We start from the raw sequence: 25,216 nt of genomic DNA, 5'->3' as shown, positions 1-25,216 counted from the left end.
CAGGACTTTGTGCCGACACTATCATAAGTCTTTATCTCAAAATGATAAACTCAGATTTGGATTTCTGAAGAATCTCTCAATAAACGCAAGCATATAGCACTAATTTCACAAGAAGCTCGCACAATATTCTTCTCACTATGATAAGTATATTACTAAATTGATAAGGAGCAAGGGGCCAAGGCGGACCTTAACCCCTTCATAAACTAAGAAAACTTCTTAAATCTAAGCTTAGAAAATATAACGATGCTGATCGAAGGAAGTCCAGATAATGGCCGCAATAGAGTCATCGATGGACACGTTCGGTTTACCAGATTCATTAAATTTAATATTAGTAATTTCCTCATTAAGGCGAAGTTTGAATTCCGGCTCTGCTCCATCACTCAGGAGTACGAAACCAGAATTGGCGCTTTCTTGGAATTCCTTTTCACTCCAGAATAGTGTTAATTTAGCTTTGTATGGCTCACTTGAATACGGACAGAAGGTCGCGCAGTTACCGCATTCATTACACATTCCGTCGACATGAAGGATCTGATTTTGATTAGTCAAGCCAGGTCCTTTAACAGGAATCATCAGGTTTGCACGATTCGGGCAAACCTCCGCACAAATATCACATACTTTATTACATTCTAAACATCGGCCTGCTTCTTCTTCGTTATCGCAAACTGCCTTCATAACTGCTTTTTTCTCAGTAATTTCCAATAACTGCTTTTCCTTCTCAAACGAGATTCGTGAAGCAAACTCTTGATTTAATTCAAACGCTTCTTTCGCTAGAATTGCCTTGGCAACTTGCGTACCATGCTTAATAGCTCCGACCACAGTCCACGGCCCCGCTAAGGCATCCCCACCAACAAAGACATTCTCGACACTGGTCTCGAGTGTCTTGTCATTGACAATGATTTTACCCTTACCCTCAAGTTTGATTCCATTATCCTTCAGAAGATCATAATCAACCAGTTCCCCAATCGCCGCTAAAACGGTGTCGATCGTTAACTCTTCAAAGGCTCCTTCTTTGGCCTTCGGGCTCCTGCGTCCAGAAGCATCCGGTTGTCCCAGTTCCATCGTCTGACACTTCAACACTCCCTCTGTTAAAGAGATTGGAGCAAGAAGCTCTTTGAAAATAACCCCATCCTCAGTCGCAAAATGTAATTCCTCTTTATCTGCTGGCATGTACTCTTTCGTTCGACGATAGATGATGTAGACATTCTCTACGCCTTTAACACGTAAGGCAGCTCGCGCCGCATCCATGGCCGAATTACCGCCTCCGACTACTGCTACATTCTTCCCGAGCTTTAAGGAATCCCTGTTCGTGTTATATGTTTCTAAGAACGGAATGGCTCCCATAACCTTTTCGGTATCCCCTTTTATATCGAGAGCATTCGTTTTGCCTGCCCCAATCGCAAGGTAGACGTAGTTAAATCCTTTGGCTTTGTAGTCAGTCACGGAAAAATTAGGATTAATTCCGAACTCGAACTTCACACCCATTTTCCTGATAAGTTCAATATCTTTATTGATGGCTTCTCTAGAGATCCTAAAATCCGGAATCACGTATTCGACCGTACCGCCAGCCTTTTCACGTTTATCAAAAACGGTGACATCCAAACCCGCTTTAGCCAAGAAATATGCCGCTGCAAGACCAGAAGGCCCTGCTCCAATAATTCCAACTTTAGCAGATGATTTGGAACTAGGTGTAGAAATCTTCTTCATATATCCCTCATACCCGTTTTGAGCGGCGACCAATTTTTGCCCACGGATATGCACAGATTCATCATAGTCCAGACGAGTACACTTCGTCATACAATTATGAGTACAGATCGTCCCAGTAATGAAAGGTAACGGATTTTTGGAGACTACGACATCAAACGCTTCCTCATAACGCTTTTCACCCACCAAGCGGATATATTCAGGAATGTCCTGTTCAATCGGGCAGCCTACAGCACAAGGCGCGATGAAGCAATCTGTGATAGGTAGCTTTAGTTCCGTTTTGCGATTTATGATATCTCTCTTCTCTTTCAAATGATTGGCATCATCAAACGCACTTTCAGCGAGACTCTTTAACTTTTCCACATCTAATTTGCTCGACTCCATATTATCTAGCTGAGAATCCAAAATTTCCGCAAGTTGCTTAAAGCGTTGGTACCCACCCGGCTTTAGAAGGGTTGTAGCCACGGTAATCGGTCGGATTCCTGTTGCAAAAATCCGCTCAATATTGAAGGCATCGGCACCGCCCGAATAGGAAATCTTTAGATCACCATCGAACTCAGACGCCAATTTCAACGCCAAATTTATCGTCAAAGGATAGAGCGCTCGTCCAGACATGTACATCTCTTCGCCCGGCAGTTCGGATTTACCAATTCTAACCGGCAATGTGTTGGACATCTTAACACCGAAGTCCTTCTTATGGTCCAGAGCAAAGGCTTTAAGTCGTCTTAACATAGCAACACCGTCATCAAACTGAAGGTCATGAGTAAAGGACTCTTCTTTCAGTTCAATATAGTTGTAGCCCATCTTATCAAAGGTATCTCGCACATACTGATACCCCAGTAGCGTCGGATTCATCTTTACAAACGTGTGCAATTTCTTTTCGCTGAGTAGGTATTTGATAATAGCTTCAATCTCTGCAGGTGGGCAGCCGTGCATGGTCGATAAGGTAATAGACGAACAAATATTAGGTGAAATACCCTCTACAAATTCGCGATCCACCGTCTCAAAGTTCCCTAGTTCCTCGAGTAAAGCCGCTTGGCATTCTTTGAAAATATCAGTCTTAGACGCATCTTTCAGTCCTTCAACGAATTGATCCACTTTGGGTGATTGAATCCCCTTGAGATCATATCCCACACTCATATTGAACATAAAGCGACGGTCGCTTTGCTTAAACAGCTCTTTCTGAAGTACATGAAGGACAAACCATGCCTTCACATACTCGTCAAACGCACCCATAATTGGAAGTTCCGTGGACCACTCAGTATTGTAGCATTCATCTTCTGCAAGGATACATGGTTTAGGAATTTCTAACTCATCCATGATTTGAACGGATTTCAGCTCAAAAAAACGACTTCCGCTTAAATACGATGCAATAATATTTTGGGCTAGTTGGGAATGTGGGCCAGCCGCTGGCCCGACTGGAGTGTCGAGAACTTCCCCAAAAAGTTGAATGTGCTTGTCATCCGCTTTACGGTAAAATTTTGTTTCAGGTATACCGTAAATAGTTTTATTCTGTTTGTATTCAGAAATCACCCAATGAATTAGTTTCTTAAAAGGAATTAGTTCCATCTTGTCACTCATATTATCGCTCCTCAACTTTCTCTGCTTGTTGCTGCTTATAATGGGGGCTATCGACGCACGTGCAAATATGCCCTTCCAAGGATTTTTCCGCTGCTTTTAGAATGTCCTGATACCCTGTACAACGGCATAAATGACCTGAAAGTTCTCGCTTAATCTCTTCTCGGGTGTAGTCTTTTCCGCTCTCAGTCAGAGCCGTAGTGGTTAGAACGAGACCAGGGGTACAAAAACCACACTGCACGGCGCCTTCTTCGACGAAGGCTTTTTGGACATCTGACAAATCGCCATTTTTCGAAGCCACGCCCTCAATGGTCGTAATTTGCTTTCCATCCGCCCAAACAGCTAAATAAATGCAAGAATCGAAAGGAACGCCGTCAATAAGGACACTACAAGCACCACATTCTCCGACTCCACACCCTTTTTTGGCTCCGGTGTAGCCTAAACGATTTCTCAAGACCTCCAGCAACGATTCCCGAACGTCCACTTCATAATTGAAGGCTTTTCCATTGACTGTAAAAGATATTCTCTTAAACAAGCTCCACACCTCCCGCGTTGACAATGGCAATTTTGAGTGCTCTTTGCGTGAGTTCTTCGACGAGATGTTCCCGATATTCTTTAGAAGCCCGCCAAGAAGTTCTAGCTTTGGCAGATTTAACGGCTAACTTTCCGATCTCAGACAGCGTTTCAAGGGAAACTGTTTTCCCTTTAGCATACTCCTCCGCTTCGAGGCACCTCAAAGGGGTTGGGCCCGCAACCCCAAGTCCCAATCGAACATCCTCAAACTTTCCATCCTGTAGTTTGCAAACGGCCGAGACGGCAAGCGTGGCTATATCCATCGCTTCACGCATAGCAAACTTAATATAATGCCCTCCGAATCCTTCGTAGTCTGCTGGAGAGATAAGGATTTCGATAAGAATTTCTCCAGGTTTCAAAGCCACCTTGCCTGGTCCAAGATAAAATTCACGGATTGGAACAAGGCGCTCCCCTTGCTGACTCTGTAGCTTCAACTGAGCATTGAGCGCAAACAAGGAAGATGCACTGTCCGCCGACGTTGCCCCGTTGCAGACATTTCCGCCAATGGTGGCGATATTACGGATTTGTGGCCCCCCCATGGAAATAGCCGCTTCCGTTAATATAGGAATCGTTTCCCGAAGAATAGGATCATTGAAAACCCGAGTAAAGGTAGCCATCGAACCGATTGCAATCGACCCGTCCTCCGCTCTCCGAATAGTTTCCAGGGATTTTATCTTGCGGAGACTCAGGAGCTCAGCCTCTTCCAGTTGCCCGCCGTGCATTTTTATGAGCACATCCGTCCCACCTGCAATGATTTTCAAATTAGGGTTTTCCGCGAGTAATGCCACTGCCTCATTGACAGTTTCAGCTTCATAATATCCTTTAATATCGTACATCTTATCACCGCCTTTTCTAGATTAATCCAGCCTTTTTAAACCCTTCAAAAACACGTTGTGGATTCATAGGTATGCGATTAAATGCCAAGTTCGTTGCGTCTAACACCGCGTTACGGAGAGCTGGTGCTGGGCTAATCACCGGAGGTTCTCCCAGTGCCTTCACACCAAAAGGCCCCGTAGGATCGTCTTTTTCTACAAAGGCTACCCCAATATCCGGTGTATCCATCATGGTAGGGAGCTTATAATCCAGCAGATTATTGTTAAGGGGTTTACCCGTCACTTCATCAAAGAGTAACTGTTCAGACAGAGCATAGCCAATTCCCATACTCACACCGCCATGCACTTGTCCTTCCGCCAGAAGTGGATTAATAATTTTACCAGAATCATGAACATTGAAAATCTCCAGAACCTTGATTTTTCCAGTCTTCATGTCTACTTCCACCTCTGCAAAAGTGACACCAAAAGGAACTGCATTAATGCGGGCATTATTGGAGGTATCACTCGTTATAGGTTTGGCATGAACTCGGTCATAGTAAGACTGCATTGCGACTACTTCCAACGCCAGAACATTCTCACCAGTTTGTTGAATGACAATGGTTTGATCCTTGAGATCTAAAAGGTGAGCCGGAATATCCGTCATGCGCTGTGCGAACTCGAGGATTTTCTCCTTAACTTCGAGGGCAGCCTTTTCCACCGCCATTCCAGTTACGTAGGTTTGTCTCGATGCATAAGATCCTGTATCAAAAGGGGTTATGTCCGTATCTTGAGTAGAAATCACATGAACCATATACATAGGGATGCTTAGTACCTCAGCAACCATCTGGGCAAAAACCGTATCACTACCCTGTCCAATTTCAGTCGACCCTAGTTGCAGCTGAACCGAACCATCTTGATTCAAAACAATACGTGCGCTTGCAAGTTCTAAGGCGACAGGATAAGTTCCTGAACCATAACTGAAGCAAGCCATACCCACCCCTCGGCGTTTCTCTCCACTTTGTTGTTTATACAAGGCCTTTTTCTCATCCCATTTAATCAATTCTCTGCCTTTATCGATACACTCGCGGATGCCGCAACTCATAATCTTATTCTTACTGTGCGGATCTACATATCCGACGTCAACTAGGTTTTTCTTTCGGATCTCAATGGGATCCATGTTAAGTTTTTTAGCAATATCTTCAATGTGGGATTCGAACGCAAAAAATATCTGAGGGGTTCCGTACCCTCGCATCGCCCCGGCAACTGGCAAGTTAGTGTAAACCGTAATCGGGTCATATTTCAAAGACTTTACCGGATAGAGATACCGGAATTTGCCTCCAGCACTACCTGCAATAGAATGCCCATGTGAAGCATAGGCTCCCGTATTAGAAATGGCCGAAATATGAATTCCATTCATGGTTCCGTCATTATTGATTCCCGTTTTTATTTTAAACTTAAACGCATGGCGAGTTCTTGTGTCAATCATAGTTTCTTCCCTAGAGAGTTCGATTTTCACCGGACGACCACCCACCGCTAAGGTCATAGCTGCATTTAGAGGTTCAATGCAGACATCTTGCTTGTTTCCGAACCCGCCGCCAACATATGGCTTAATGACACGTACCCTGCCCCAGGAAATACCCAAGGCTTGAGCAACGATCCGTCGCACAATATGTGGAATCTGGGTCGAGGTTACAATCACAACTCTGCGATCCGTGTCCACATAAGCATAGGACGTCTGATTTTCCATATGGCAATGCTGTACAATGCTCGTTTCGTACTCTCCTTCAATGACATGATCGGACGCTTTAAAGGCTTCCTCCACATCCCCCCTGGCGAACCCACCCGAAGCAAGGATGTTTCCCTCACTCTCATCATGAATCAAAGGGGCGCCTTCTCTGAGTGCAGAGTCTGTGCTCGTTAAAGCCTCTAACACTTCATATTCAACTTCAATTAATTTCAAGGCCTTCTCGGCGATCAGTTCATCCGTGGCCACCACCGCCGCAATATTATCTCCTACAAAGCGAGCTTTCTTCGTCAAAATATGACGGTCCTCTTTGTCTCTATGACTTTCATCAAGCGAAAAAGGATGCCCTGCCGTACCGTATTTGAGCTCTGCAACATCGACTTCATCCGTGGCAATCGCCTCTATAACACCCGGCAAGGCCGTCGCATATCGGATTCTTGGTAGATCCTTGTACGTTAAAACAGCCTCTACACCAGGCAACGCCTCCGCTTTACTCACATCAATATTTTTAATAATAGCGTGAGCATGAGGACTGTGTAGGATTTTTCCGATCAACATATCCCGTTCGGAAAAATCATCCGTATATTTGGCCTTGCCTGTCACTTTGGCAACAGCATCAACTCTTTTAACACTTTTTCCCACAACTGAATAAGCCATATTAATTCCCTCCATTCCAAACATTCAATAGATCTTTCTGCCGCCCAAGTAGCTTTAGTCAGAGAAAGTAACTACATTTCACGTTTCTTCTAGTCTTTCTCTTTTACTGTGCAAAATACGTGCCAACGAGTAAGCGAGGTAACAAAAGCCTAAAATTCAACTTTTCTTGTCAAACTAAATAAGTTGGCTTTATCAATGTGATAAAGCCAACTTATTGCCTACACCTTATATAGCAATCTATGCAGCAGTTTTAAAAATACTCAAGTTTACGAAGGCTTCCAGAGACTACCATCTATCCGACCCCTTCTCAAGGCACTTCTCAGGTAATATCCTTACCTTCCCCAATTACTCCTTATGAACAAAAGACTACCAGTAAGTGTACCGCCAAGCCGGCAATCTCTTTAGATATACACTATCTAAAAACGATAATACCCCTATCATATTGATAAAAATATTATCGTTTTGATAAATTCCAGGCACAATTTTCTTTTCACATTGGGTATTTGCTCTCGTTACCTCAAAAAATTACTCAATATTATAGCGCGCTAGTTTCCGATAAAGTGTTGCCAATCCAATTCCCAAGGCTTTCGCTGCTCTTTCTTTACCTCGAACACCAGGTTCGCAATTTTGAAAACAACGCAAGATGGTTTCTCGTTCAATTTTTTCTAAATTAAAACTCCCTAGGTCATCGTACATTGAATTCTGTTTCAACCTTGAGGATAAATGTTCCTCAATCAAAGTAGCTCCCTCTGTCAAGTTCATGGCATATTCGATCACATTCTGCAGCTCACGAACATTGCCAGGCCACATATACTCTTGTAACCTCTGTCGAAATCCATCTGATAAAAACTGGACATTTTTATTAAGCCGCTGATTATAATCTTTAACAAAATGCTCACATAAAATTGCTAAGTCTTCTTTTCTATCACGTAAAGGTTTTATATCCATAGGAATTACATTAATCCGATAATACAAATCCTCACGAAACTCACCCTTCGCCATCATATCTTCAAGGTTCCGATGAGTTGCTGCAATCACTCGGACATCCACTGGAATCGGGGTCGTTCCCCCAATTCGTTCAATTTGACGTTCTTGGAGCACACGGAGAATTTTAGCCTGTAGAAATAACGGCATATCTCCAATTTCATCTAGGAAAAGCGTCCCCTTGCTTGCCAATTCGATCTTTCCAATTTTGCCTCCTTTGCGCGCGCCAGTAAAAGCACCCTCTTCATAACCGAAGAGTTCGCTTTCAAGCAAAGATTCAGGAATAGCCGTACAATTAATCGCCATAAACGTCCCGTGTTGTCTAGGGCTGAGATTATGAATTGACCGGGCTAACATCTCTTTACCCGTCCCGCTTTCTCCTCGAATCAAAACCGTCGAGATACTCGCGGCAACTATTTTTGCCCGTTCGCGGATTTGGCACATAGCCTCACTGACTCCTAAAATATCCCGAATCGTATAGCTGGCATCTTGAAGAGCAAGTCGATTGGCAATTCGAGTAATTTCATCAAACGACCGCAGGACCACAGCAATACTTTTTACCCCGTCTTCACCATCAATCGGTGTGGCTCTCAAAACCATTCGAACCCGATTTTTCTTCGTATCAATATGAACTTCTCGTTCAACAATTTCGTCCCGATCACGAGCTACCTTGAGAATATCTGCGACAATTTGCTCGGATAATAGGGTCTTTAAATTGCTTCGCGGTGTCAGCAAACTACCGAACAAGCCCTTGGCCGCTTGGTTGAAGTGCAGGACTGAGCCGTCGAGATCAACCGTAAGCAACCCTTCTTCCAAGCAGTCGATTATCGAATTCAGATAGTGATTGGCCGAAACCAGACCCGCTAAATACTCTTGTTCCTTCAATTTCAAGGCAATAGTTTCAGCCATTTTTGTTAGGAAAATAAGATAGGAGTGTTGATTTTCTTCGATAAGCTTCGCTTGCACTTCTGTAAAACAAATAAGTCCGATTGCACCCACTGCCTTACCGTTCACATTAATTGGAGAGACCACTTCATATTTTTCCGAACAATTTCCACGGGCTTTACAAGGAGCACATAGTGGATGGTTTCCCGGTGTTTCTATAACAAACTGATGTCCAGTTCGCAAAACCTCTTTATAGATGTACCCCTGCCGGTCCATTGACTGACCGACCCCCTTGTGATATCTCCCTGTTCCAGCAATGCGCACCAGATTATGATCTGCAATCTCAATATCAATTTTAACAACGGTCGCTATCGCTTCAGCTATTTGTTGAGCATAGTCTTTGACGGCCATGAGTTCAACCATTCGAGTTACCCCCATAAGAACTATTATTCATCATAAAGTTAATTATTTCGACAGTTATCTACTTTATATCCCTTTCATCTATTCGTTGAGAGTTAGATAATATCCTTTAATAGTCCTTATAACACTTGAAATATTCTCACGTGCCCCCATGATTATAATTTTTATTTTCTTTACCAATCCAAGCCCAGATATCTGTTAAAATCTAAAATAGATTTAACCGAAAATGCCCAGTGTATAATAATAAGCTAATCACCAAAAAGTTCACAACAATTAAGACAGGCGCACCGATGACAAACTTTGAATGGGCAGTCTTATGACGGAAATACTTCATTCCAGTATAAAGTCCAACTCCCCCGAAAGCTGCTCCCATCCAAAGTAAACTTGCCTCAGAAATCCTCCAACGGTGCAACCTAGCTCGGCGTTTATCTCTCCCCATTGCAACAAATACATAACCATTCCAAATGACATAAACTACCACGAAAACCTTCAAGATAGGCATTCTAAGCACCTCCAATCCAATCTACTGACATTCCGAGTTAAGGTAAGGATCATTCGTTCACACACGCACTCTAAAAAATCCCTTTTCTCAGCACAAGCATTTCTCTTTCTGCACTTAGCCATTCAAAAGACCCCTAGCATAATGTAATGCAGGAGCCTTCTACATTTAGCATAATTTAATAATTGTATCATTGTCCCCCTACTCTTACAATGGAATTTTCCAAATACCACTGTAACGTAAACTTATGAATGACTTTCAAAGAGAAGAATTTGCTATTGACAAACTGTCCCTCTTCTCATATAATAACCTATGTTACGCGGTCGTGGCGAAACTGGCAGACGCGCTAGATTCAGGTTCTAGTGCTCGCAAGGGCATGGAGGTTCAAGTCCTCTCGACCGCACCATACATAGCAAGGCATTGAGAGATTTACAAAGTATTTTGTAATCTCTCTTTTTCTATTTTTCTCCCTTTTACTAATGGTTTACTAACGGACTCTTTTCTCCTTTTTTTACTAACCTTTTCGTCACCTTTACTAATATCAAATAAATTGTTGATCATGAGTGCTGCATTTTGCTTCATTTCCATATCAACATGTGAATAAATATTTGCCGTTGTACTCATATCAGCATGACCCAACCAAACTTGAACTTCTTTCATGCTTAACCCTTGTTTCAACAGGTAACTGGCTGTCGAATGTCTCAGATCGTGAAATCTGATATGAGGTAATTCATTATCTCCAAGTGTTTGCTTAAACTTGTGATTGATAAAAGTAATGTCCAATGGGTTACCATTATCCCAACAACAAACATAATTTTCGTCAATGTACTCGTCTCCAAATTCTTGTTTGTTCTGAAAATGTTTTTTCCTTAATTCTAATAGGTACTCCTTAATCTTTGGAAAAGAGGCAAGGAAATTTACCCTGCACTCCCCTGCCCTTCTCAGTTCTCCCCTGTGTTACTTTTCACATACGCTAATTAACTAATAGGAAATGCAATCTGAACAGTTGTGCCTATTCCAACTTTTGAATTAACTGTAATGCTTCCATTATGTCTTTGCATGATCCTTTTACACACTCCTAGACCCAATCCTGTCCCATCCGTTTTCGTCGTATAAAAAGGATTAAATATTTTGCCTAGATCCTCCTCGTTAATTCCACTACCAGTGTCTGTAATACATAATATTGCTTGGTTAGTTTGATGATCAACCCACGTCGAGATCCTTAAAGTTCCTGAGTAATCCATGGAGTCCGTTGCATTTCTAACAATGTTAAAAATTACTTGCTTAATTTCTCCTATATCAATAATAACATTCGGCAAACAATCTGACAGGTCTAGAATAATTCTAATCCCTTTGTTGACACATGCAGCATAGAAAAGCGGATACTCACTTGTTATAAGGTCATTAATACTATGATCTTTCATCACAATCCCTTTATTACGAGCTAATGGCAAGAAATTTTCAATGACCTGATTTATGCTCTTTATTTCATTAATAATCAATTGAAAGCGTTCTAACGACTTGCCCTCGAAATTTTGAGACATCAATTGACAATAGCCCATCACGACCGTCATAGGATTACGAATTTCATGTGCAAGGGTTGCTGCCATTTCTCCTACAATGCTTAGACGATCCAATTGGGCTATTTCATATTCTTGCTTTTTTATTTTTTCTTCTGCTATTTTACGCTCTGTAATATCTTGCACTACTCCATATCGAAATAATTGGTTTTCCTCATTTTTTGAACTTGACGTGAAACGGTCACTAAGCCAACGATACGTACCATTTTTACATAAAAAGCGATATTCCATTTCTGTGACAATCTCGCCGCCCTGTGAGGTTTCTATTAGCGTCTTGGTGACATGAGGTAAATCCTCTGGATGGACTTTTGCCAAAACGATGTCGAAGGGCATAGTCTTTAATTCTTCTACTGAATAACCTATAATTTTCTCGATAACAGGACTTAAATATTCATACTCGTTCTTAGTATAATTTCTTCTGTATAAAGCATCTTGGGAATGCTCGACCAGACAGCGAAATCGGTCCTCAGATTCAGCTACTATCAAGTTATATGTTTTAGTTGCTGTTATGTCATTAAAGATTACTGCAAAATGATCTTTCTTTGTTGAACAAACTGTAACCTCGAACCATTTGTTCAATTCCTGAGAATAATTTTCAAATTTCTCAGCAGATCCAGTTGTTGTTACTCTACAATAGGTTTCAATCCAATAACTTTCAGTGTTTGGCAATACTTCAAGAACACTCTTACCAATAATATCTTTAGTTTTTAAACCTGTTAGCTTTTGAAAGGCATCATTAGTTTGGACAAAAATATAATCAATTGGTCTTCCATCAATATCATAAACAACCTTATGATAAGCAAATCCATATAGCATATTTTCGAATAAAGACCTAACACTTTGTTCGTCATTAAAAAAGTTATACTCGCTCAAACTAAGTCATTTCCTTTCCCCTATGCCCCATTATTCTCTTATTCTTTCTATATTTTATCAATAGTTCCTGCAGACCAAGTATAAATTAATAAATATTTAAAATTACAAATTCTTTTACATCAGCAGAGGTCGTAGTGTCAAGCGAAAAGCTGACCACTGTGACAGTCAAGAATTGACCACCCCAAGGCGGTTCTTTTCGTTACTTAATTTAGCGTGACGATGTAAGTGGATCTACTCTACAGGGATTGCATGATAGAAAAGGTATCATTTGGTGTTAAACCACGCCCCCACTACCTTAATCTCGCATACAGATAAAAAGAACTGGCTTTCACCAGTTCAAATCTTCTAAGCTCTTATCCATTTTATCTTGTGTAGTCTTTGTATAGATAGCAGTAGTCTCCAATCTCTCATGTCCCAAAATTCCTTGAACTGTAGTAATATCGCTACCTAACTCAACAGTTTCCTAGCTAATGTATGTCTTAAAGTATGAGGACTAACCCTATACCAATTCGATCAGCATATTTCTTGATGGACTTAAATACTCCATTCCTAGTTAGTTAACCCCTTTGTCCTAGAAACAAAACATCACAATTAGCGATTTGTATATATCATTGTTGTCCGGATTGACACATGTCCGCTTTATTTACACTTCAGCTACACTATAACCAGTTTCAATTAAGCAAAGCAAATGAAAGGAAGCCTCGCAAGACTCCCTTTGATTTGCTTTGCTATATGAAGTCTTTATATTCATTCTTTATAACTATTATTTACTAACAGGCATTATACTGATATCCGTATATGACCAAGAAATGTATTTCGTCTGAATATTTAGGTTACTATCCCCAACCTTTGGCAAACCTTGAATACCTGTGGTGATGTGTACTTCTTTTATTGTAGAAAGCGGATAGATAGTTACATCCTTTTTAAATCGCCTTGTATCAACAATATTTCCGTTGTCATCTTTCACATTTATTTCTATTGTAAATCCATTAATGATAAAGTCTGTTCCATTATAAATGTCAAAGTATGCTTCGCCATAATTTAGTATGTAAGCAGTGGTTTTAATTTTTGTAAAATCTTCTTTAGGTAAGAATTTTGGCATTTGAACGCCACTTTTAGAATTTTCAACAGAGGTATTTTGGGTTTAAACTCCTTTATAGCTAGTATTATATATCATGATAAGAACGAGGATGTAGGGTCTACGCCCTACAACATCTTTGCTATAAATAAAAAGATTTGGTAATGTTTTGATTAAGCAAGAAGAATCCCGTCCGCAAAAAAGTTGAATGCAAAACAATGTTTAATCCTATTTAATCTCTATATTCAATTCTCATTATTCTGAAATGTACTGATCATATAGTCAATAAATGGATTCAAATACGGAAGTCCATCGATATACCTACCAATGCATTATTTATTTCAAGAAATAACAGGAGGATGACAACCAAAGCTATTCAAAATGTTGTTAAAAAATATATTATTGCATCTGGTCTTGACCCTAAATCCATATCGACTCATAAGCTCCGGCATACGGCCGCAACACTTATGTACAAATATGGACGGGTTGACATACGATCACTTCAACAGATTCTTGGGCATGAGAGCGTAGCAACTACTGAGATATATACCCATATTGATGAGCATCAATAGCAGTCTGCTGTAAATTCCAACCCTCTTGCAATGATGTTTAATTAAGTGATTTCCCTCAACTGAGCTATAAGATTATTTCGGTTTTCTTGTTGATGCCGCCCTAAAACTTAGAGATTAGGCGGCATTTGTACTTACGGGTTTAAGAATAACGTGAATTAAGTATGTTCGACCCCAGTTATTTTATTATGCAACCCAATGCCCTTCCATCGGTATTTCTCTGGTCTCTTTATATTTCCTAAATATATGTCTGATGGTCATTAGCCCTAATATATCCGTTCCGTACATATTCTTACAGGCATAGAAGCAATCTTTTACGATTTTAGCCTTCTCTGATTTTATTTCATCATCCTCAAATGCTGATAATAAAATTTCAATTCGACCATCATAAGAGCGGGCAATTTCTTTATCATACGGAAACTAAAGTCGTCTCCAGAATAGGCAAATATGGCTTTTCCATTTTCAAGATTTAATAACTTATAAACAGCTTCTAATCCTCGACTCATCAATTTTCTCCTTTTCGGTTAAATTTTCCCTACCTATGATGGTACCAGTTTAAGAATAACAGGAATTACACCTATTCGGGATAGAAAGTGGAATAGTGCCAATTACTGTTACAGATGAAAATAGATTTTTTATTACCCTTCGATAATTGATGAAGGGTATATTTTTTCGCTCGAAATGTCCATGTGTTAAAACTTCAGAAAGTCTTTAGATTTTCCCTCCCTAAAACTTTATTTTTATCAAGTATTATTAGTTTCATTGAAAGGGAGTGAAAACATGGAAATTACAAATTCCAATCTCAGCTCAAATTTAGCTAACAAATTATTTTTTCTATTTAAATTCATGGAATCCCCATTTCAAGTAGGGAGTGTTACACCTAGTTCGAAATTTCTTGCTGCTAAAATGCTCGAACCCCTCGATTGGAGTAGTATTAGGTCTATTGCCGAGTTGGGTGCAGGTACGGGTGCGTTCACAAAATATATTCACTCAGTTAAGCATCCTGATTGCAAAGCTGCTGTGTTTGAAAAAGACAATGAGATGCGTTGCAAACTGAAGACTTGTTATCCTGAAATGATGTATTTTGAAGATGCACTAACATTATCCGAACAGCTCCAATCGGCTGAAATGGGTTCGCTTGATGCCGTTGTTTCAGGATTACCCTTCGCACTGTTTGAAACTTCTGTTCGGAAACGAATTATTGATGTTGTTATAGACTCTTTAAAACCGAACGGAATCTTTGTTGCGTTCCAATATTCGCAGCAGATGAAAACGTTACTAAAGAATAATTTCTCAAAGGTTGAGATTTCCTTTGTCCCACTTAATCTTCCCCCTGCCTTCGTCTACGTCTGTCATAAGTAAGGAGGAAATGAAGTGTATTACGATATATTACTTAATTTAATTGGACATTACGGCTATCTAGCCTTGTTCTTTGCATTATGGCTGGGGATTGTTGGGATGCCCATTCCTGATGAAGCCATTGTGATGACAGGCGGATTAGCGACTACCCTTGGGTTACTTAACCCGATTCCAGCGTTTATTCTTACGTATATGGGAGTAATATCAGGTTTATCTTTAGGATATATCCTAGGAAATCGTATAGGTGTAAGAATTCTTAATCGAATAATTAAGAATAAGCAATCAACCAAGAGCTATCTTTATAAATCCCAAGATATACTTGAAAAATTCGGACAGTATGCTCTAGTTATTAGTTACTTTCTGCCAGTTGTTCGCCATCTAATGCCATACCTTGTTGGAATCGGCAAAATGCCTTATCCTAAATATGCATTATATTCTTACTCAACAGGCTTAATATGGACCTTAATCTATTTCTTTCTGGGAAGGCTATTTGGAAATCATATTGAACAACTTGGTATCCTGGTCGAAAAGTATGGTTGGTATACACTTGGCTTATTATTTATAGTTCTCATAGTCTTTCGCTTATATCGTTATGTAAAACCAAGCCCAACTGTTTAGGAGGTTTATCATGGAACAACCCGTAATTTTAGTGATTGATGATGATACTGAGATACGTAATCTTATTGAAGTCTACCTAAAGAATGAGGGATTTCAAGTCATTAAAGCTGGAGATGGTTTGGAAGCTCTGGAGATACTTTCTAGTAATAATGTACAACTTATAATATTGGATGTCATGATGCCTAAACTTGACGGGATTCAAGCGTGTCTAAAAATTCGTGAAGAAAACCAAGTACCGATTATAATGTTATCAGCAAAGACTGAGGATATGCATAAAATTCACGGACTCAGCGTTGGAGCTGATGATTATATGACAAAACCTTTCAATCCCCTGGAGCTGGTTGCCAGAGTTAAGTCCCAGTTAAGACGTTACCTTCGTTTTAATCACTCAAATGAATACACAGATGCTGCCTACGAAAATGAAATAGATATTGGCAATTTAAAAATCAATACATCAACTCATCAAGTCAGAGTTAATAAGAAAGACGTTAAACTTACTCCCAAGGAATTTGCTATTTTAGAGCTGCTCACACGTCATAAGGGAATGGTTTTTAGCAGTGAACGGATTTATGAGAGTGTGTGGAAAGAACCAATGATGGAATCTGAGAATACCGTCATGGTTCATATTCGTAATATCCGTGAAAAAATAGAGGATAATCCTCGTAAGCCTAAATACATTAAAAACGTTTGGGGAGTCGGATACAAAATTGAATAAAATACGAACTAAAATTAGTCTACAATTATTTTTGGCAATTATACTGAGTTTTTTTGTTTCATTAGGAGCCACCATAATTATTTTTAATTTTATATCATGGTTGAATAATGTTTTTAATATCCAAGAAAAGAGTGTTAACATTCTTATTGCTATTTCATTGTCAGTATTTGTTATTAGCATTGGAATCTTTGTCCTTACCTTCTTTCTTATTATTAACAGGAAAATCAAATACCTTAAATATATTTCTCAACGAGTTAAATATATTGCTCACGAAGAGTTCGGTTCGACGATTGAAATCCGAGGTAATGATGAAATTTCAGACCTCTGCCTAAACATTAATTTAATGTCGCAAGAGTTAAAGTCAAAATTTGACCATGAAAGAGAAATTGAAAATAGTAAAAGTGAACTAATTAGTGACGTTTCCCATGATTTACGAACTCCGTTAACATCAATCAAAGGGTATCTTCAATTGTTAAAGGATAAACAATATAAGACTTTAGAAGAGCTTGAAACTTATATAAACATTGCTTTTGGTAGAACCGAAATGCTTGAAGACTTAATTGAAAACCTGTTTGAGTACACAAAGCTTCAGGGAAAGGAAATTGAATTAAATTATAAAAGATTATGCCTAAACGATATCGTTCAGCAAATTGTAGTGGACTATGGACCTCTGTTTGACAAAGAACATCTAAATTTACAGCCTTCTATCCCCAATGATAAATACTTTGTAAAAATCGACCCTGAGAAATATGTAAGAGTTATAGAAAATTTATTGGGGAATGCACTAAAATACAGTCTTAAGCCTGGAATTGTCGCTGTAAGTCTTTTTTCGGAAAACAACGGAGTAAGAATGGCCATAAAAAACAGAGCTAAGTCTATTGATGCTGAAAGCTTAGCCCATCTATTTGACCGATTTTATAGATTTGAAAAATCCAGGTCAAAAGAAACAGGCGGTACAGGTTTAGGACTAGCTATCGCAAAGAGTATTGTAGAACTACATGATGGGTCAATTTGGGCAGAAGCTGAAAATGAAACCCTTAGCTTTAATGTCTGGTTGCCATTAAGTTTACAATGATTTCTCGTTAACCTATATATCCTATTAACAACTGCACATTATCCTACTAACTATGACTTAGCCTAAGCTAAGCGTAGCCTCCAGTTATAGACAATATTGGCACTCATACTCGATAACTCCACTTTCACTGAAATCAAGATTCATTGCCTAGTTGGTTATCGCAAACCTCACTTCGGATAATTTTTGCACCCCTTAAAATCTCCATATTTGCCCTTTCTCGTGATTAACTCACACCACCACATTTAGGACAACTATTAGCGCCAATTTAACTCACTTTTTCTGCTTTCTTTTTATGTATTCCTTCGACATGCTGAGTTCTGACTTCCTTATCACTTATATTTAAACCTAGTAGTTTCGAATATATTTCTTCCTTTTGCTGTTCAGTAATGGTTTCGGCCGTGAATTCTTTTATCGTTTTAAGCAATTTAACTGAATGAAATAAGCAACCGGCTCAAGATCATCGTGATAATCGAACCATCCCTGTAATCTTGATATAACGGAAATGTTTGACTTATACTTTCTTTTTCGCCGAACTTCCTGTATCTCCTTCCACCAATCACCAAATTTTTCAATAACTATGTAAAAGGGCACCAATCAAGTTCTATAACCTGATTAGTGCCCAAATATTTTTTCAAGCAAAGATGATAATTTCTTATAACCCGGGATCGACAAGTGACTAAAGTAACAATTGAAAGGCGTTTTTAGCAAATGGTACGACATAAAAGTAACGCAGATTATTACGCTCCAATCGGTAACTTTCTACTTATTGATTAAATCTGTACCATATGAGTTATCTATTGCACAAAACCATTCCCCTTGTGAATTTTTCTTAAACACATATGTTGACTTTCCTTCCATGGAATATTCTGAGTCCTTTTTATCGGCAGAAAGTAGCGCTTGATTCTAAAGCAAGAGGATCGAGTAGCTGAGCTGGCCGCTACAGTCCAACTGCTCCAAGCGCTACGGTAGAAATTTCCATTCTGCCTGGGTCAACTTTCCGGGGATTTTGAGCAATTCATCCTTTTCGAGCTGCCCGCCGCAGGAATAATAGTAACCATTGTCCTGCCAATCGAGCATGTATTTGACACCCACCAATTCGATCTTGATGAGTCCTCCTGTTGCTTTCCTGCCGTCAAACTTAAGTTCTACGGGTTCCGTGCTTGCATTTGGAGGCAGATTGGTATGCGGCACAGGCCCTTGTGTGACAATCAACAACGGGTTTTGCTCACCGAGGACGGAATACATACTGAGCAGAACACCTTTACCCTCTTTTACTTCAACCCATTGATGTTTGATCTTATAATTCTGACCAGCCAAAACATATGGCGCTTGATCAAAACGCTCTGCTGCCTCAGTCAGCGTTATATCCTGAGGAAGATTGACGACTTGACTGTTTTCTTCCTCAAGGGTTACCCCTTCAGGAAGATCCAGTTCAAACAGGGAATCAGGCAATCCCTGATTGAGGCGAAGCTCTCTCACTTCTCGGCGGTTTACCAGCTCTCCTTTGACATTATAATATTCCGTTCGTATTGGCATCCAGGTTTCTTTGTCCATCCAGTGATGAGTATTCATTTCCCCCAACCCTGGAACTTGTTCGCTGAATTGTACATGAAGAACCGGCCGGCCTTGCAGGTATTCCGTACCTAAGATCCGGCTGGATTTATTCTCGGCCATCGCTTTGAGGCTGTCCGGGAAACTAAAGTTGCCACGTTCTCTGTATTCCTGGCTTAAAATGAGTTTTCTGACGTGGCGCTTATCGGCAAGCCAACTCAGCATTATTCCATCTTTCATAATTACCGTAATGGGACCTGTTGCCGCACTGTCCCCGTCTGTCCGATAGCGATCAGGCTTCTTGAACCAGATATGAGAGGTCACGGTCGACGGTTTTCCCTGCTCAAAGAAAGTAGCATCCACGATTTCCTCGTAATCCTCTGTTTTCTCTATCACCGCCTGCACCTTATCCTTAATCTCAGCTACGGAAAGGGTTATTTTTCCTGTCAGTAAATGCAAGAATGTCAAAAAGTCCTTCTGCTTTTTCATCTCCTGTTGCCATGCAGGGTTTTGCAACAGTTCTTGTTCAAAGGCATTTCTGGCAGTAGCCTCCATGGTTCCTTCCAAATAGTCACAAATTCGGTCCTTTATATCGGAAGACTCTATAGTCATGTCGACTCGCTCCTTTGGCTTTTTTCTATACTGTTTCAGTGTCTCCTGCAGACGAGCCCGGGCCCGGAACAACCGCGACTTGACCGTTCCCAGCGGAAGATTGTATTCTTCCGCAGCTTCCTGTAAATTAAATCCTCTTACATCAATATCAAGCAGAATTTGCTGTTGTTCCAGAGGAAGCCTTTTAATCGCCTGCCCCATTTCCAACTTCAGCGTGACAGCATCCTCGACAGATAGTTCCCCGGTGTTAAGCAGTTCCGGTGTTATCCCCGACATTACCCTACTGCTGAAGCGTAGCAACAAGTATATTTCGTTGGTTAATATCCGCCGCCACCAACCGGTAAAAGCGCCGTCATCTTTTAAACCTGACAGGTTATTAAAAACCTTAAGCATAGTGTTTTGTACGGCGTCCTGGGCCAGATCTTTATCCCTCAGCAGGCAGAAAGCCTGTTTGGAAGCCTGGGGATAGATTTCCCGGATTAATACTTCCCAAGCGTCAAGGTCACCCTGCCGAGCCCGCCCAATCAGATCAATATTCACGCTTTAATCCTCACCTCAACTATTTTAATTCGAAATGCATTTCAGTACTTAGGATTCATATTGGGGTTAAAAAGTTCCACTGTTTTTTAAACATCATGAGCATAGTCTAGTCATTTATATTTAGACCGAGCAAGCTGGCCAGAGAAACGGCCTGCAAAGTATTGACGATCGCGCCGTCAACATCTGCGATATTCACAAAAAGAAAGGACTGAAGGATGACCTTAAAATGAATGCCGTTGGCTTGTTTGTCAATGATATGAATCCTGAGGCTAAATAAACCTAATGCAGTTGTCAAGTATTCCTTGACAACTGCATTTTAACAAGTTCTCCTTTTGGATGGATGGCAACTCTCGAAACCTCAGTAGATATTATCTCTAACCAAAATCCATTCCTGTTGTCAAACTCGATTATAAAATTTCATTGAGTTTGGGATAAACCTTAAGTGCATTTCGATAAAACACAGCCTCATGGTACTCCTCCGGTATAAGCTGTTTAATAAATTCCACATATGGTTCAATCGGTACAAGTGGCCAGTCCGATCCATAGAGAACTTTATCGTAACGATTCGATATAACTAAGGCTTGTTGAATATACTCGATGTAAAGCCTTTTCTCTTTCATTTTCATCACGTGCTCTTTATTACCTGCCAGGAGTCCAGATAAGTCCGCGTAAACATTAGGATTCTTGGCCACGACCTCTACCGCATCAATCACCCAGGGGACGCCCATATGGCAGATCACAAACGTGACCTCCTCTTGTTTTACGGCTAGCTCATCGATCGTTAACGGATGGGAGTATTTCAAGAGTCCTTTGGGGGATTGTGTATCACCACAATGAATCGCCACGGGAACCCGGTATTTCCGAGCAAGCTCATAGATGGGATCATAGATCGGGTCATAAACATAATACGGAAAATAACCGGGATAGAGTTTAATCCCAGTCACCCACCTTTTTTTAAGTTCCCCTTCAATATAATCGAGTTCATTGTGATCTTCCTTTAGTTTTTCAGGATTGACTCCGACACAAGAAAGTAAACCTTCTACAGTCCCATCCTCTAAATCAAATTCTTCTTGACTCCCCGATGGCTGATCGGGTTCCAGCCTAGATGTTGCCATGATGATCCCAGCCACCACCCCTGCTTGCCCAAACTCTTGTCTTAGCCCATGAGCACTAAATTCTACTTGCGATATATGTTTGGCAGTTTCTTTAAAGCCAAGCCGATTCGAAAAATGAAAATGGGCATCAATGATCTTCAAAACAACATTCCCCGTTCGGAATTAATTCGGACCTAATTATTACCTATCTTCTCACACTTATTTGTAATTTACCCAGTTTAATTTTGTCTTCTGGCAGGAATCATAAGAATCGTTACGGTCATTAAGTAAATGCGTTTAGTGCCGATCATGATAGCTATTAAAATTGAAAGCGTCATTTTAATGGTGCAACTTGTTTGACTCCAATCTTCCGTCCGGCAAAAAGAAGCATTAATCCGAGAAAAATAGCTCCAACAATATAGGGCAGCCCGATGTAGAGCCCATAGAACGCTCCCCCTGCAATGGGGCCGATAACACGACCCAGACTGGCAAAGGATTGAAAGATACCAAGAGAAGTTCCTTGCCCGTAAGTACTTTGTTTTGTCACCATGCTCGAACTTGTAGGTCCCATTAAGGAGGTTCCTACCATAAGGAGTAAAGTCGCCGTAACTAGTAACAGGGCATTTGGGGCAAGTAGGATAGAGATCATACCCAAGGCACTGAAGATTGTTCCCGTTTTGAAAATAGGACTATCCCCGAAGCGTTTAACCAGTTTTCCGATCAGCCAGCCTTGCACAATCGTACCCGCGATGCCAAGGATCATAAAGGTCGTTCCCATTTGCTTCGGGCCAAAGCCAACCTTCACCATAGCTAATAAGGCAAAGGTACTCTCAAACATAGCCATTGTAAAATTCAGAGCAAAGTTCATGGCAAAAAGGGGTCCTTTAGCACGGCCAAACTTAATCTGGGTACTTGCTTTGTTGGTTTATCTTTAGGGTTCGTGAGGGTCTCCGGTAAGAATTCCCAGGCAAAGGGCAAAACCAGCAGGGCCAGCCCTCCTGCGACAAAAAAGGGTAAGGTGAAACTATTCTGGCCTAACACGCCTCCTAAAGCCGGACCAAAAATCATTCCCAAACCCGATGCAGCACCTATCATGCCCATACTCTTTGACCGATCATCCCCTTCGGTAATATCCGCCAGATAGGCCATTACCGTGGGTAAGGTGGCCGAAGAGACCATTCCGGAGAGAGCCCGGAATACAATGAGGAGTGGTATAGTGTTAGCCAAACCAAAAAGGAAGAACGTTACACCATAACCACTCAATCCGATTAATAAAACCGGGCGTCTGCCGATTCGGTCGGAAAGTCTGCCCCAAAAAGGAGCAAAGAAAAATTGCATAATTGAATAGGCTGACATAAATAAACCGAGTGCTAAGGCTCCCCCGCCTAGTTTTTACACCAGGTACGGGAGAATCGGAATAACCAGCCCAAATCCCACCATGACCAGGAATTGCACGATAAAAGGAATAATCATTGGGCGAACATGTTTCTTCATCAGATCGATCTCCTATCCCTTTAATCGGTTACTCTCTAAAAGTTCAATTAACCGGGCATCTTGAATTGCACGGGGAATTTTAACCTGATTTAAAGACGCACCCCGCTTAACTAGTTCCTGCCGAAGCCTATCAAAGGTTCCGGATCGAACAAGATGTACAACACAGGGAGCAATGCGGTGACTTTCAACCCCCGCTCGGTAACGAGGATTTGCTGCATAAAGTTTCGTTTCTAGGGTATCACACAGCCGAGATAGTTCTTCTGACTTAACACCGTCGGATTCAACTTCAAGGTAAAAAGCATACTTACCCACCGCAGAACTTAGGTCTAAAGTGATCGTAAAATCCACGATACGTTGCTTAAGAGTCTCCATCGTTTGGGTCATTGCTAGCCGAACTGCTTCCTCAGATGTTTTTTCGCCGGCAATATTGAGCAACTGACCTTTACGATAAAGAAACTCTACTACCGGAGACTCGTTATAAAAGTCCACGACCTTTACAATATCCCCTAAGCGATAACGATAAAATCCGGCATAATTTGTAATAACAATTTCATAGGTTTCCCCCACCTTAACCTCGTTTAAATTCAAGGTGGCAGGATTAACCGCATCGATCTCCTCCGCTTTAATAAATTCAAAGTAACCTGCGCGGGGGACTAACACATAGGTTGGTTCGTTGACCCTCGGGGATAAGCCAATGAGTGATTCGGTTGCCCCGTAAACGGCCGAGTAAATCGGTAATTGACCGGTATAAAACTTAAGTTTTGGTTCATAAACGCTAAAACTTCCCCCTGCAACACAGGAAACATGGCTTAGCTTTGGCCAGATACGCGGCACAATATGAACCATCCCCTTTTGATAGGCCCATTCTAGTTCTCGAGCGCGTTGCGGGTCCGGGGCAACCTGGTTCTCGAGGTCTGCCCGAATTTCCGGTGCCAGGTTAAGCTTTGACGAAATGCTTCCTATTTTAATATCCTCCACAAGTTCTTGATACCGTTCCTCCAGAACACCCAGTAATTGGACAACTCCAGAAGCAAAGGGAGCCATAATATAGGCTAAATCACGATCTTTTAAAGCAAAAAGGAGATGGAGATAATTCGCCTCTTTTTGGTCCGGTAATGCAAGAACCTCCATGGGTGTGGTCCAAAAATACGGTAAAACTTTCCTCATGGACTGGACCCCGCCGGAAGTGCCGGAACCGGTAGGTATACCCGCAGAACTATTACTTGACTGAAGCATGTTCATCAGCAGCAACCCCCTACCCCCTTTGCGGGCAGAGGGTAAAGCCTGGCGTAAGAGGCCTTCCTGTAAAAGCATCATAGCCATAGTAACAATTTTTCGGGAACGACTGGTAACGGGTATTCTCTTTTGTTTTCCGGTCGTTCCAGAACTTAAGCCAAAATATATAATCGGATCTGAGGTTAGAACATTTTCCTTACCCGCAGCAATTTCATCAATAAAGCCTTCATAATCTTGATAATACGTTAAAGGCACCTGTTTTTTATAATCCTCGGGATGAAGACCGTAAAATTTGTAGCTTTGGCCATAGGTAGTGGCAGCATTTAGCCGCAGAATTTCTTGTAAAACCTGTTTGTTTATTTCCCCTGCATTTTTAGTATCCTTATTAAACTTTCTATAGGATGTATCCGCACTGAAGCCGTAAATTAAGTTAATTAAAGTCTGCAGGAACTTCAATCGATCACTCCCTCTTGGTTAGTTCGTTTAAAACCCCAGCAAATTTGCCCAAAGCTTGGTTCAGTTCTTGAATTTCCCCTTCACTCACCCGCTTAATAATTTCGGCATGCCTTTCCTTCCGATGGAGATAAAACTCTTCAAGCCTCTTTTGACCCTCGGCAGTCAGTTCAACTAAGACTAACCGACGATCCTCTTCACTCCGGGTTCTATTTATGAGTCCTAGTTTATAGAGACGATCAACAAAGCCCGTGACCGCACCCAGAGTAATGCCAAATTGATCGGCAATCTCCGAAGGGGTGACGGTCTTCTTTCTCTGTAAATAATTTAAAAAGTATAACTGATGGGGCGAAATCTGACTTGAGTCCGGCATAAGGTATGCCTCATAATCCTGCCAAATCTTTCGAATGAGTTGCCCGGTTTCATCTAAAAGATCCACCTTACATTCCCCTGACAAAGGTATCACCCTTCCACATTTAATAAGTCTTTCTATATTGTATATCTCATAAATATTTT

Annotated in this window: 20 protein-coding genes, 1 tRNA gene and 2 pseudogenes; 6 read left to right on the top strand and 17 right to left on the bottom strand. The window is 40.9% G+C overall.

From position 1 onward, the window contains the following. Positions 1-228: 228 nt before the first annotated feature. From ygfK to E4K68_RS02455, 6 genes are all read right to left on the bottom strand, one after another. Positions 229-3,282, bottom strand: a complete 3,054-nt coding sequence (ygfK, locus tag E4K68_RS02480) for a putative selenate reductase subunit YgfK (protein ID WP_135377135.1) — start codon at positions 3,280-3,282, stop codon at positions 229-231. A gap of 1 nt (position 3,283) precedes the next feature. Next, positions 3,284-3,814 carry a xanthine dehydrogenase subunit XdhC gene (xdhC, locus tag E4K68_RS02475; protein ID WP_135377134.1) on the bottom strand — a complete coding sequence of 177 codons (531 nt, stop codon included), beginning with the start codon at positions 3,812-3,814 and terminating at the stop codon, positions 3,284-3,286. Further along, the gene (gene xdhB / locus E4K68_RS02470; RefSeq protein WP_135377133.1) at positions 3,807-4,688 is read right to left on the bottom strand and encodes a xanthine dehydrogenase FAD-binding subunit XdhB; all 882 of its coding nucleotides are present in this window, start codon (positions 4,686-4,688) and stop codon (positions 3,807-3,809) included. Before xdhB ends, xdhC begins: the two co-directional genes overlap by 8 nt. A 16-nt stretch (positions 4,689-4,704) precedes the next feature. Continuing rightward, positions 4,705-7,065 (bottom strand): xanthine dehydrogenase molybdenum-binding subunit XdhA, encoded by a 2,361-nt coding sequence (gene xdhA, locus E4K68_RS02465; protein WP_135377132.1) that lies wholly within the window; start codon positions 7,063-7,065, stop codon positions 4,705-4,707. Between the two features lie 525 nt (positions 7,066-7,590). Beyond that, on the bottom strand, positions 7,591-9,357 hold the full coding sequence (locus E4K68_RS02460) for a sigma 54-interacting transcriptional regulator (protein ID WP_135377131.1): 1,767 nt from the start codon (positions 9,355-9,357) through the stop codon (positions 7,591-7,593). Positions 9,358-9,559: 202 nt separating this feature from the next. Further along, entirely contained in the window at positions 9,560-9,856 is a 297-nt protein-coding gene (locus tag E4K68_RS02455; protein ID WP_135377130.1) for a DUF1294 domain-containing protein, read from the bottom strand. A 316-nt stretch (positions 9,857-10,172) separates the two neighbouring features. On the opposite strand from E4K68_RS02455, the gene E4K68_RS02450 reads away from it, so the two are divergent. After that, positions 10,173-10,259, top strand: a tRNA-Leu gene (locus tag E4K68_RS02450). Positions 10,260-10,282: 23 nt separating this feature from the next. On the opposite strand, the gene E4K68_RS02445 is transcribed toward E4K68_RS02450, so the two are convergent. From E4K68_RS02445 to E4K68_RS02430, 3 genes are all read right to left on the bottom strand, one after another. Continuing rightward, the gene (locus E4K68_RS02445) at positions 10,283-10,747 is read right to left on the bottom strand and encodes a site-specific integrase (protein ID WP_282432959.1); all 465 of its coding nucleotides are present in this window, start codon (positions 10,745-10,747) and stop codon (positions 10,283-10,285) included. Positions 10,748-10,830: 83 nt separating this feature from the next. Further along, the gene (locus tag E4K68_RS02440) at positions 10,831-12,306 is read right to left on the bottom strand and encodes a PAS domain-containing sensor histidine kinase (protein ID WP_135377128.1); all 1,476 of its coding nucleotides are present in this window, start codon (positions 12,304-12,306) and stop codon (positions 10,831-10,833) included. Positions 12,307-13,069: 763 nt separating this feature from the next. Further along, positions 13,070-13,408, bottom strand: coding sequence for a hypothetical protein (locus E4K68_RS02430; RefSeq protein ID WP_135377127.1), 339 nt, complete (start codon positions 13,406-13,408; stop codon positions 13,070-13,072). A 257-nt stretch (positions 13,409-13,665) separates the two neighbouring features. Between E4K68_RS02430 and E4K68_RS02425 the strand changes: the two are divergent. Next, positions 13,666-13,956: pseudogene (locus E4K68_RS02425) on the top strand (tyrosine-type recombinase/integrase); the annotation flags it as partial. 335 nt (positions 13,957-14,291) lie between these two features. Here the strand turns inward: E4K68_RS02425 and E4K68_RS20250 are convergent. Beyond that, positions 14,292-14,459, bottom strand: coding sequence for a hypothetical protein (locus E4K68_RS20250; protein WP_158291357.1), 168 nt, complete (start codon positions 14,457-14,459; stop codon positions 14,292-14,294). A gap of 274 nt (positions 14,460-14,733) precedes the next feature. On the opposite strand from E4K68_RS20250, the gene E4K68_RS02420 reads away from it, so the two are divergent. From E4K68_RS02420 to E4K68_RS02405, 4 genes are read left to right on the top strand one after another with little or no spacing between them, the layout of a single operon-like run. Further along, positions 14,734-15,315 carry a methyltransferase gene (locus tag E4K68_RS02420; RefSeq protein ID WP_135377125.1) on the top strand — a complete coding sequence of 194 codons (582 nt, stop codon included), beginning with the start codon at positions 14,734-14,736 and terminating at the stop codon, positions 15,313-15,315. A 12-nt stretch (positions 15,316-15,327) separates the two neighbouring features. Continuing rightward, positions 15,328-15,930: a DedA family protein gene (locus E4K68_RS02415; protein ID WP_199241662.1), complete on the top strand. Its 603-nt coding sequence runs from the start codon at positions 15,328-15,330 to the stop codon at positions 15,928-15,930. A 10-nt stretch (positions 15,931-15,940) separates the two neighbouring features. Beyond that, positions 15,941-16,645 carry a response regulator transcription factor gene (locus E4K68_RS02410; RefSeq protein WP_135377124.1) on the top strand — a complete coding sequence of 235 codons (705 nt, stop codon included), beginning with the start codon at positions 15,941-15,943 and terminating at the stop codon, positions 16,643-16,645. Next, positions 16,638-17,720, top strand: coding sequence for a HAMP domain-containing sensor histidine kinase (locus tag E4K68_RS02405; protein ID WP_135377123.1), 1,083 nt, complete (start codon positions 16,638-16,640; stop codon positions 17,718-17,720). Before E4K68_RS02410 ends, E4K68_RS02405 begins: the two co-directional genes overlap by 8 nt. A gap of 265 nt (positions 17,721-17,985) precedes the next feature. Here the strand turns inward: E4K68_RS02405 and E4K68_RS20950 are convergent, their stop codons facing one another. The 7 genes and pseudogenes from E4K68_RS20950 to E4K68_RS02365 form a co-directional block, all read right to left on the bottom strand. Continuing rightward, a complete protein-coding gene (locus tag E4K68_RS20950) occupies positions 17,986-18,144 on the bottom strand; it encodes a hypothetical protein (RefSeq protein ID WP_243450221.1) in 159 nt (52 codons plus the stop codon). Positions 18,145-18,680: 536 nt separating this feature from the next. Further along, complete coding sequence (locus E4K68_RS02390) at positions 18,681-20,423, bottom strand: sigma-70 family RNA polymerase sigma factor (RefSeq protein WP_135377122.1); 1,743 nt, start codon at positions 20,421-20,423, stop codon at positions 18,681-18,683. Positions 20,424-20,529: 106 nt separating this feature from the next. Then, positions 20,530-20,718, bottom strand: a complete 189-nt coding sequence (locus E4K68_RS20945; protein ID WP_243450220.1) for a hypothetical protein — start codon at positions 20,716-20,718, stop codon at positions 20,530-20,532. 112 nt (positions 20,719-20,830) lie between these two features. Beyond that, positions 20,831-21,679 (bottom strand): amidohydrolase family protein, encoded by an 849-nt coding sequence (locus E4K68_RS02380; protein ID WP_135377121.1) that lies wholly within the window; start codon positions 21,677-21,679, stop codon positions 20,831-20,833. A gap of 172 nt (positions 21,680-21,851) precedes the next feature. Beyond that, positions 21,852-23,014 (bottom strand): annotated as a pseudogene (locus tag E4K68_RS02375) (MFS transporter). A 9-nt stretch (positions 23,015-23,023) separates the two neighbouring features. Continuing rightward, positions 23,024-24,703 carry a GH3 auxin-responsive promoter family protein gene (locus E4K68_RS02370; protein ID WP_135377120.1) on the bottom strand — a complete coding sequence of 560 codons (1,680 nt, stop codon included), beginning with the start codon at positions 24,701-24,703 and terminating at the stop codon, positions 23,024-23,026. A 4-nt stretch (positions 24,704-24,707) separates the two neighbouring features. Continuing rightward, positions 24,708-25,139, bottom strand: a complete 432-nt coding sequence (locus E4K68_RS02365) for a MarR family transcriptional regulator (protein WP_243450219.1) — start codon at positions 25,137-25,139, stop codon at positions 24,708-24,710. Between the last annotated feature and the right edge of the window lie 77 nt (positions 25,140-25,216).

Source organism: Desulfosporosinus sp. Sb-LF, assembly GCF_004766055.1.
In the GTDB taxonomy this organism is placed as follows: domain Bacteria; phylum Bacillota; class Desulfitobacteriia; order Desulfitobacteriales; family Desulfitobacteriaceae; genus Desulfosporosinus.
The sequence above is the reverse complement of the archived record's forward strand: the minus strand, read 5'-3'. Positions and strand labels throughout refer to the sequence as shown.

Excerpts from the sequence above, each read along its gene's own strand:
- E4K68_RS20250 (WP_158291357.1), bottom strand. The coding sequence starts at position 14,459 with ATGAGTCGAGGATTAGAAGCTGTTTATAAGTTATTAAATCTTGAAAAT.
- xdhA (WP_135377132.1), bottom strand. The coding sequence starts at position 7,065 with ATGGCTTATTCAGTTGTGGGAAAAAGTGTTAAAAGAGTTGATGCTGTT.
- E4K68_RS02420 (WP_135377125.1), top strand. The coding sequence starts at position 14,734 with ATGGAAATTACAAATTCCAATCTCAGCTCAAATTTAGCTAACAAATTA.
- xdhB (WP_135377133.1), bottom strand. The coding sequence starts at position 4,688 with ATGTACGATATTAAAGGATATTATGAAGCTGAAACTGTCAATGAGGCA.
- E4K68_RS02410 (WP_135377124.1), top strand. The coding sequence starts at position 15,941 with ATGGAACAACCCGTAATTTTAGTGATTGATGATGATACTGAGATACGT.
- ygfK (WP_135377135.1), bottom strand. The coding sequence starts at position 3,282 with ATGAGTGACAAGATGGAACTAATTCCTTTTAAGAAACTAATTCATTGG.
- E4K68_RS02430 (WP_135377127.1), bottom strand. The coding sequence starts at position 13,408 with ATGCCAAAATTCTTACCTAAAGAAGATTTTACAAAAATTAAAACCACT.
- E4K68_RS02455 (WP_135377130.1), bottom strand. The coding sequence starts at position 9,856 with ATGCCTATCTTGAAGGTTTTCGTGGTAGTTTATGTCATTTGGAATGGT.
- E4K68_RS02460 (WP_135377131.1), bottom strand. The coding sequence starts at position 9,357 with ATGGTTGAACTCATGGCCGTCAAAGACTATGCTCAACAAATAGCTGAA.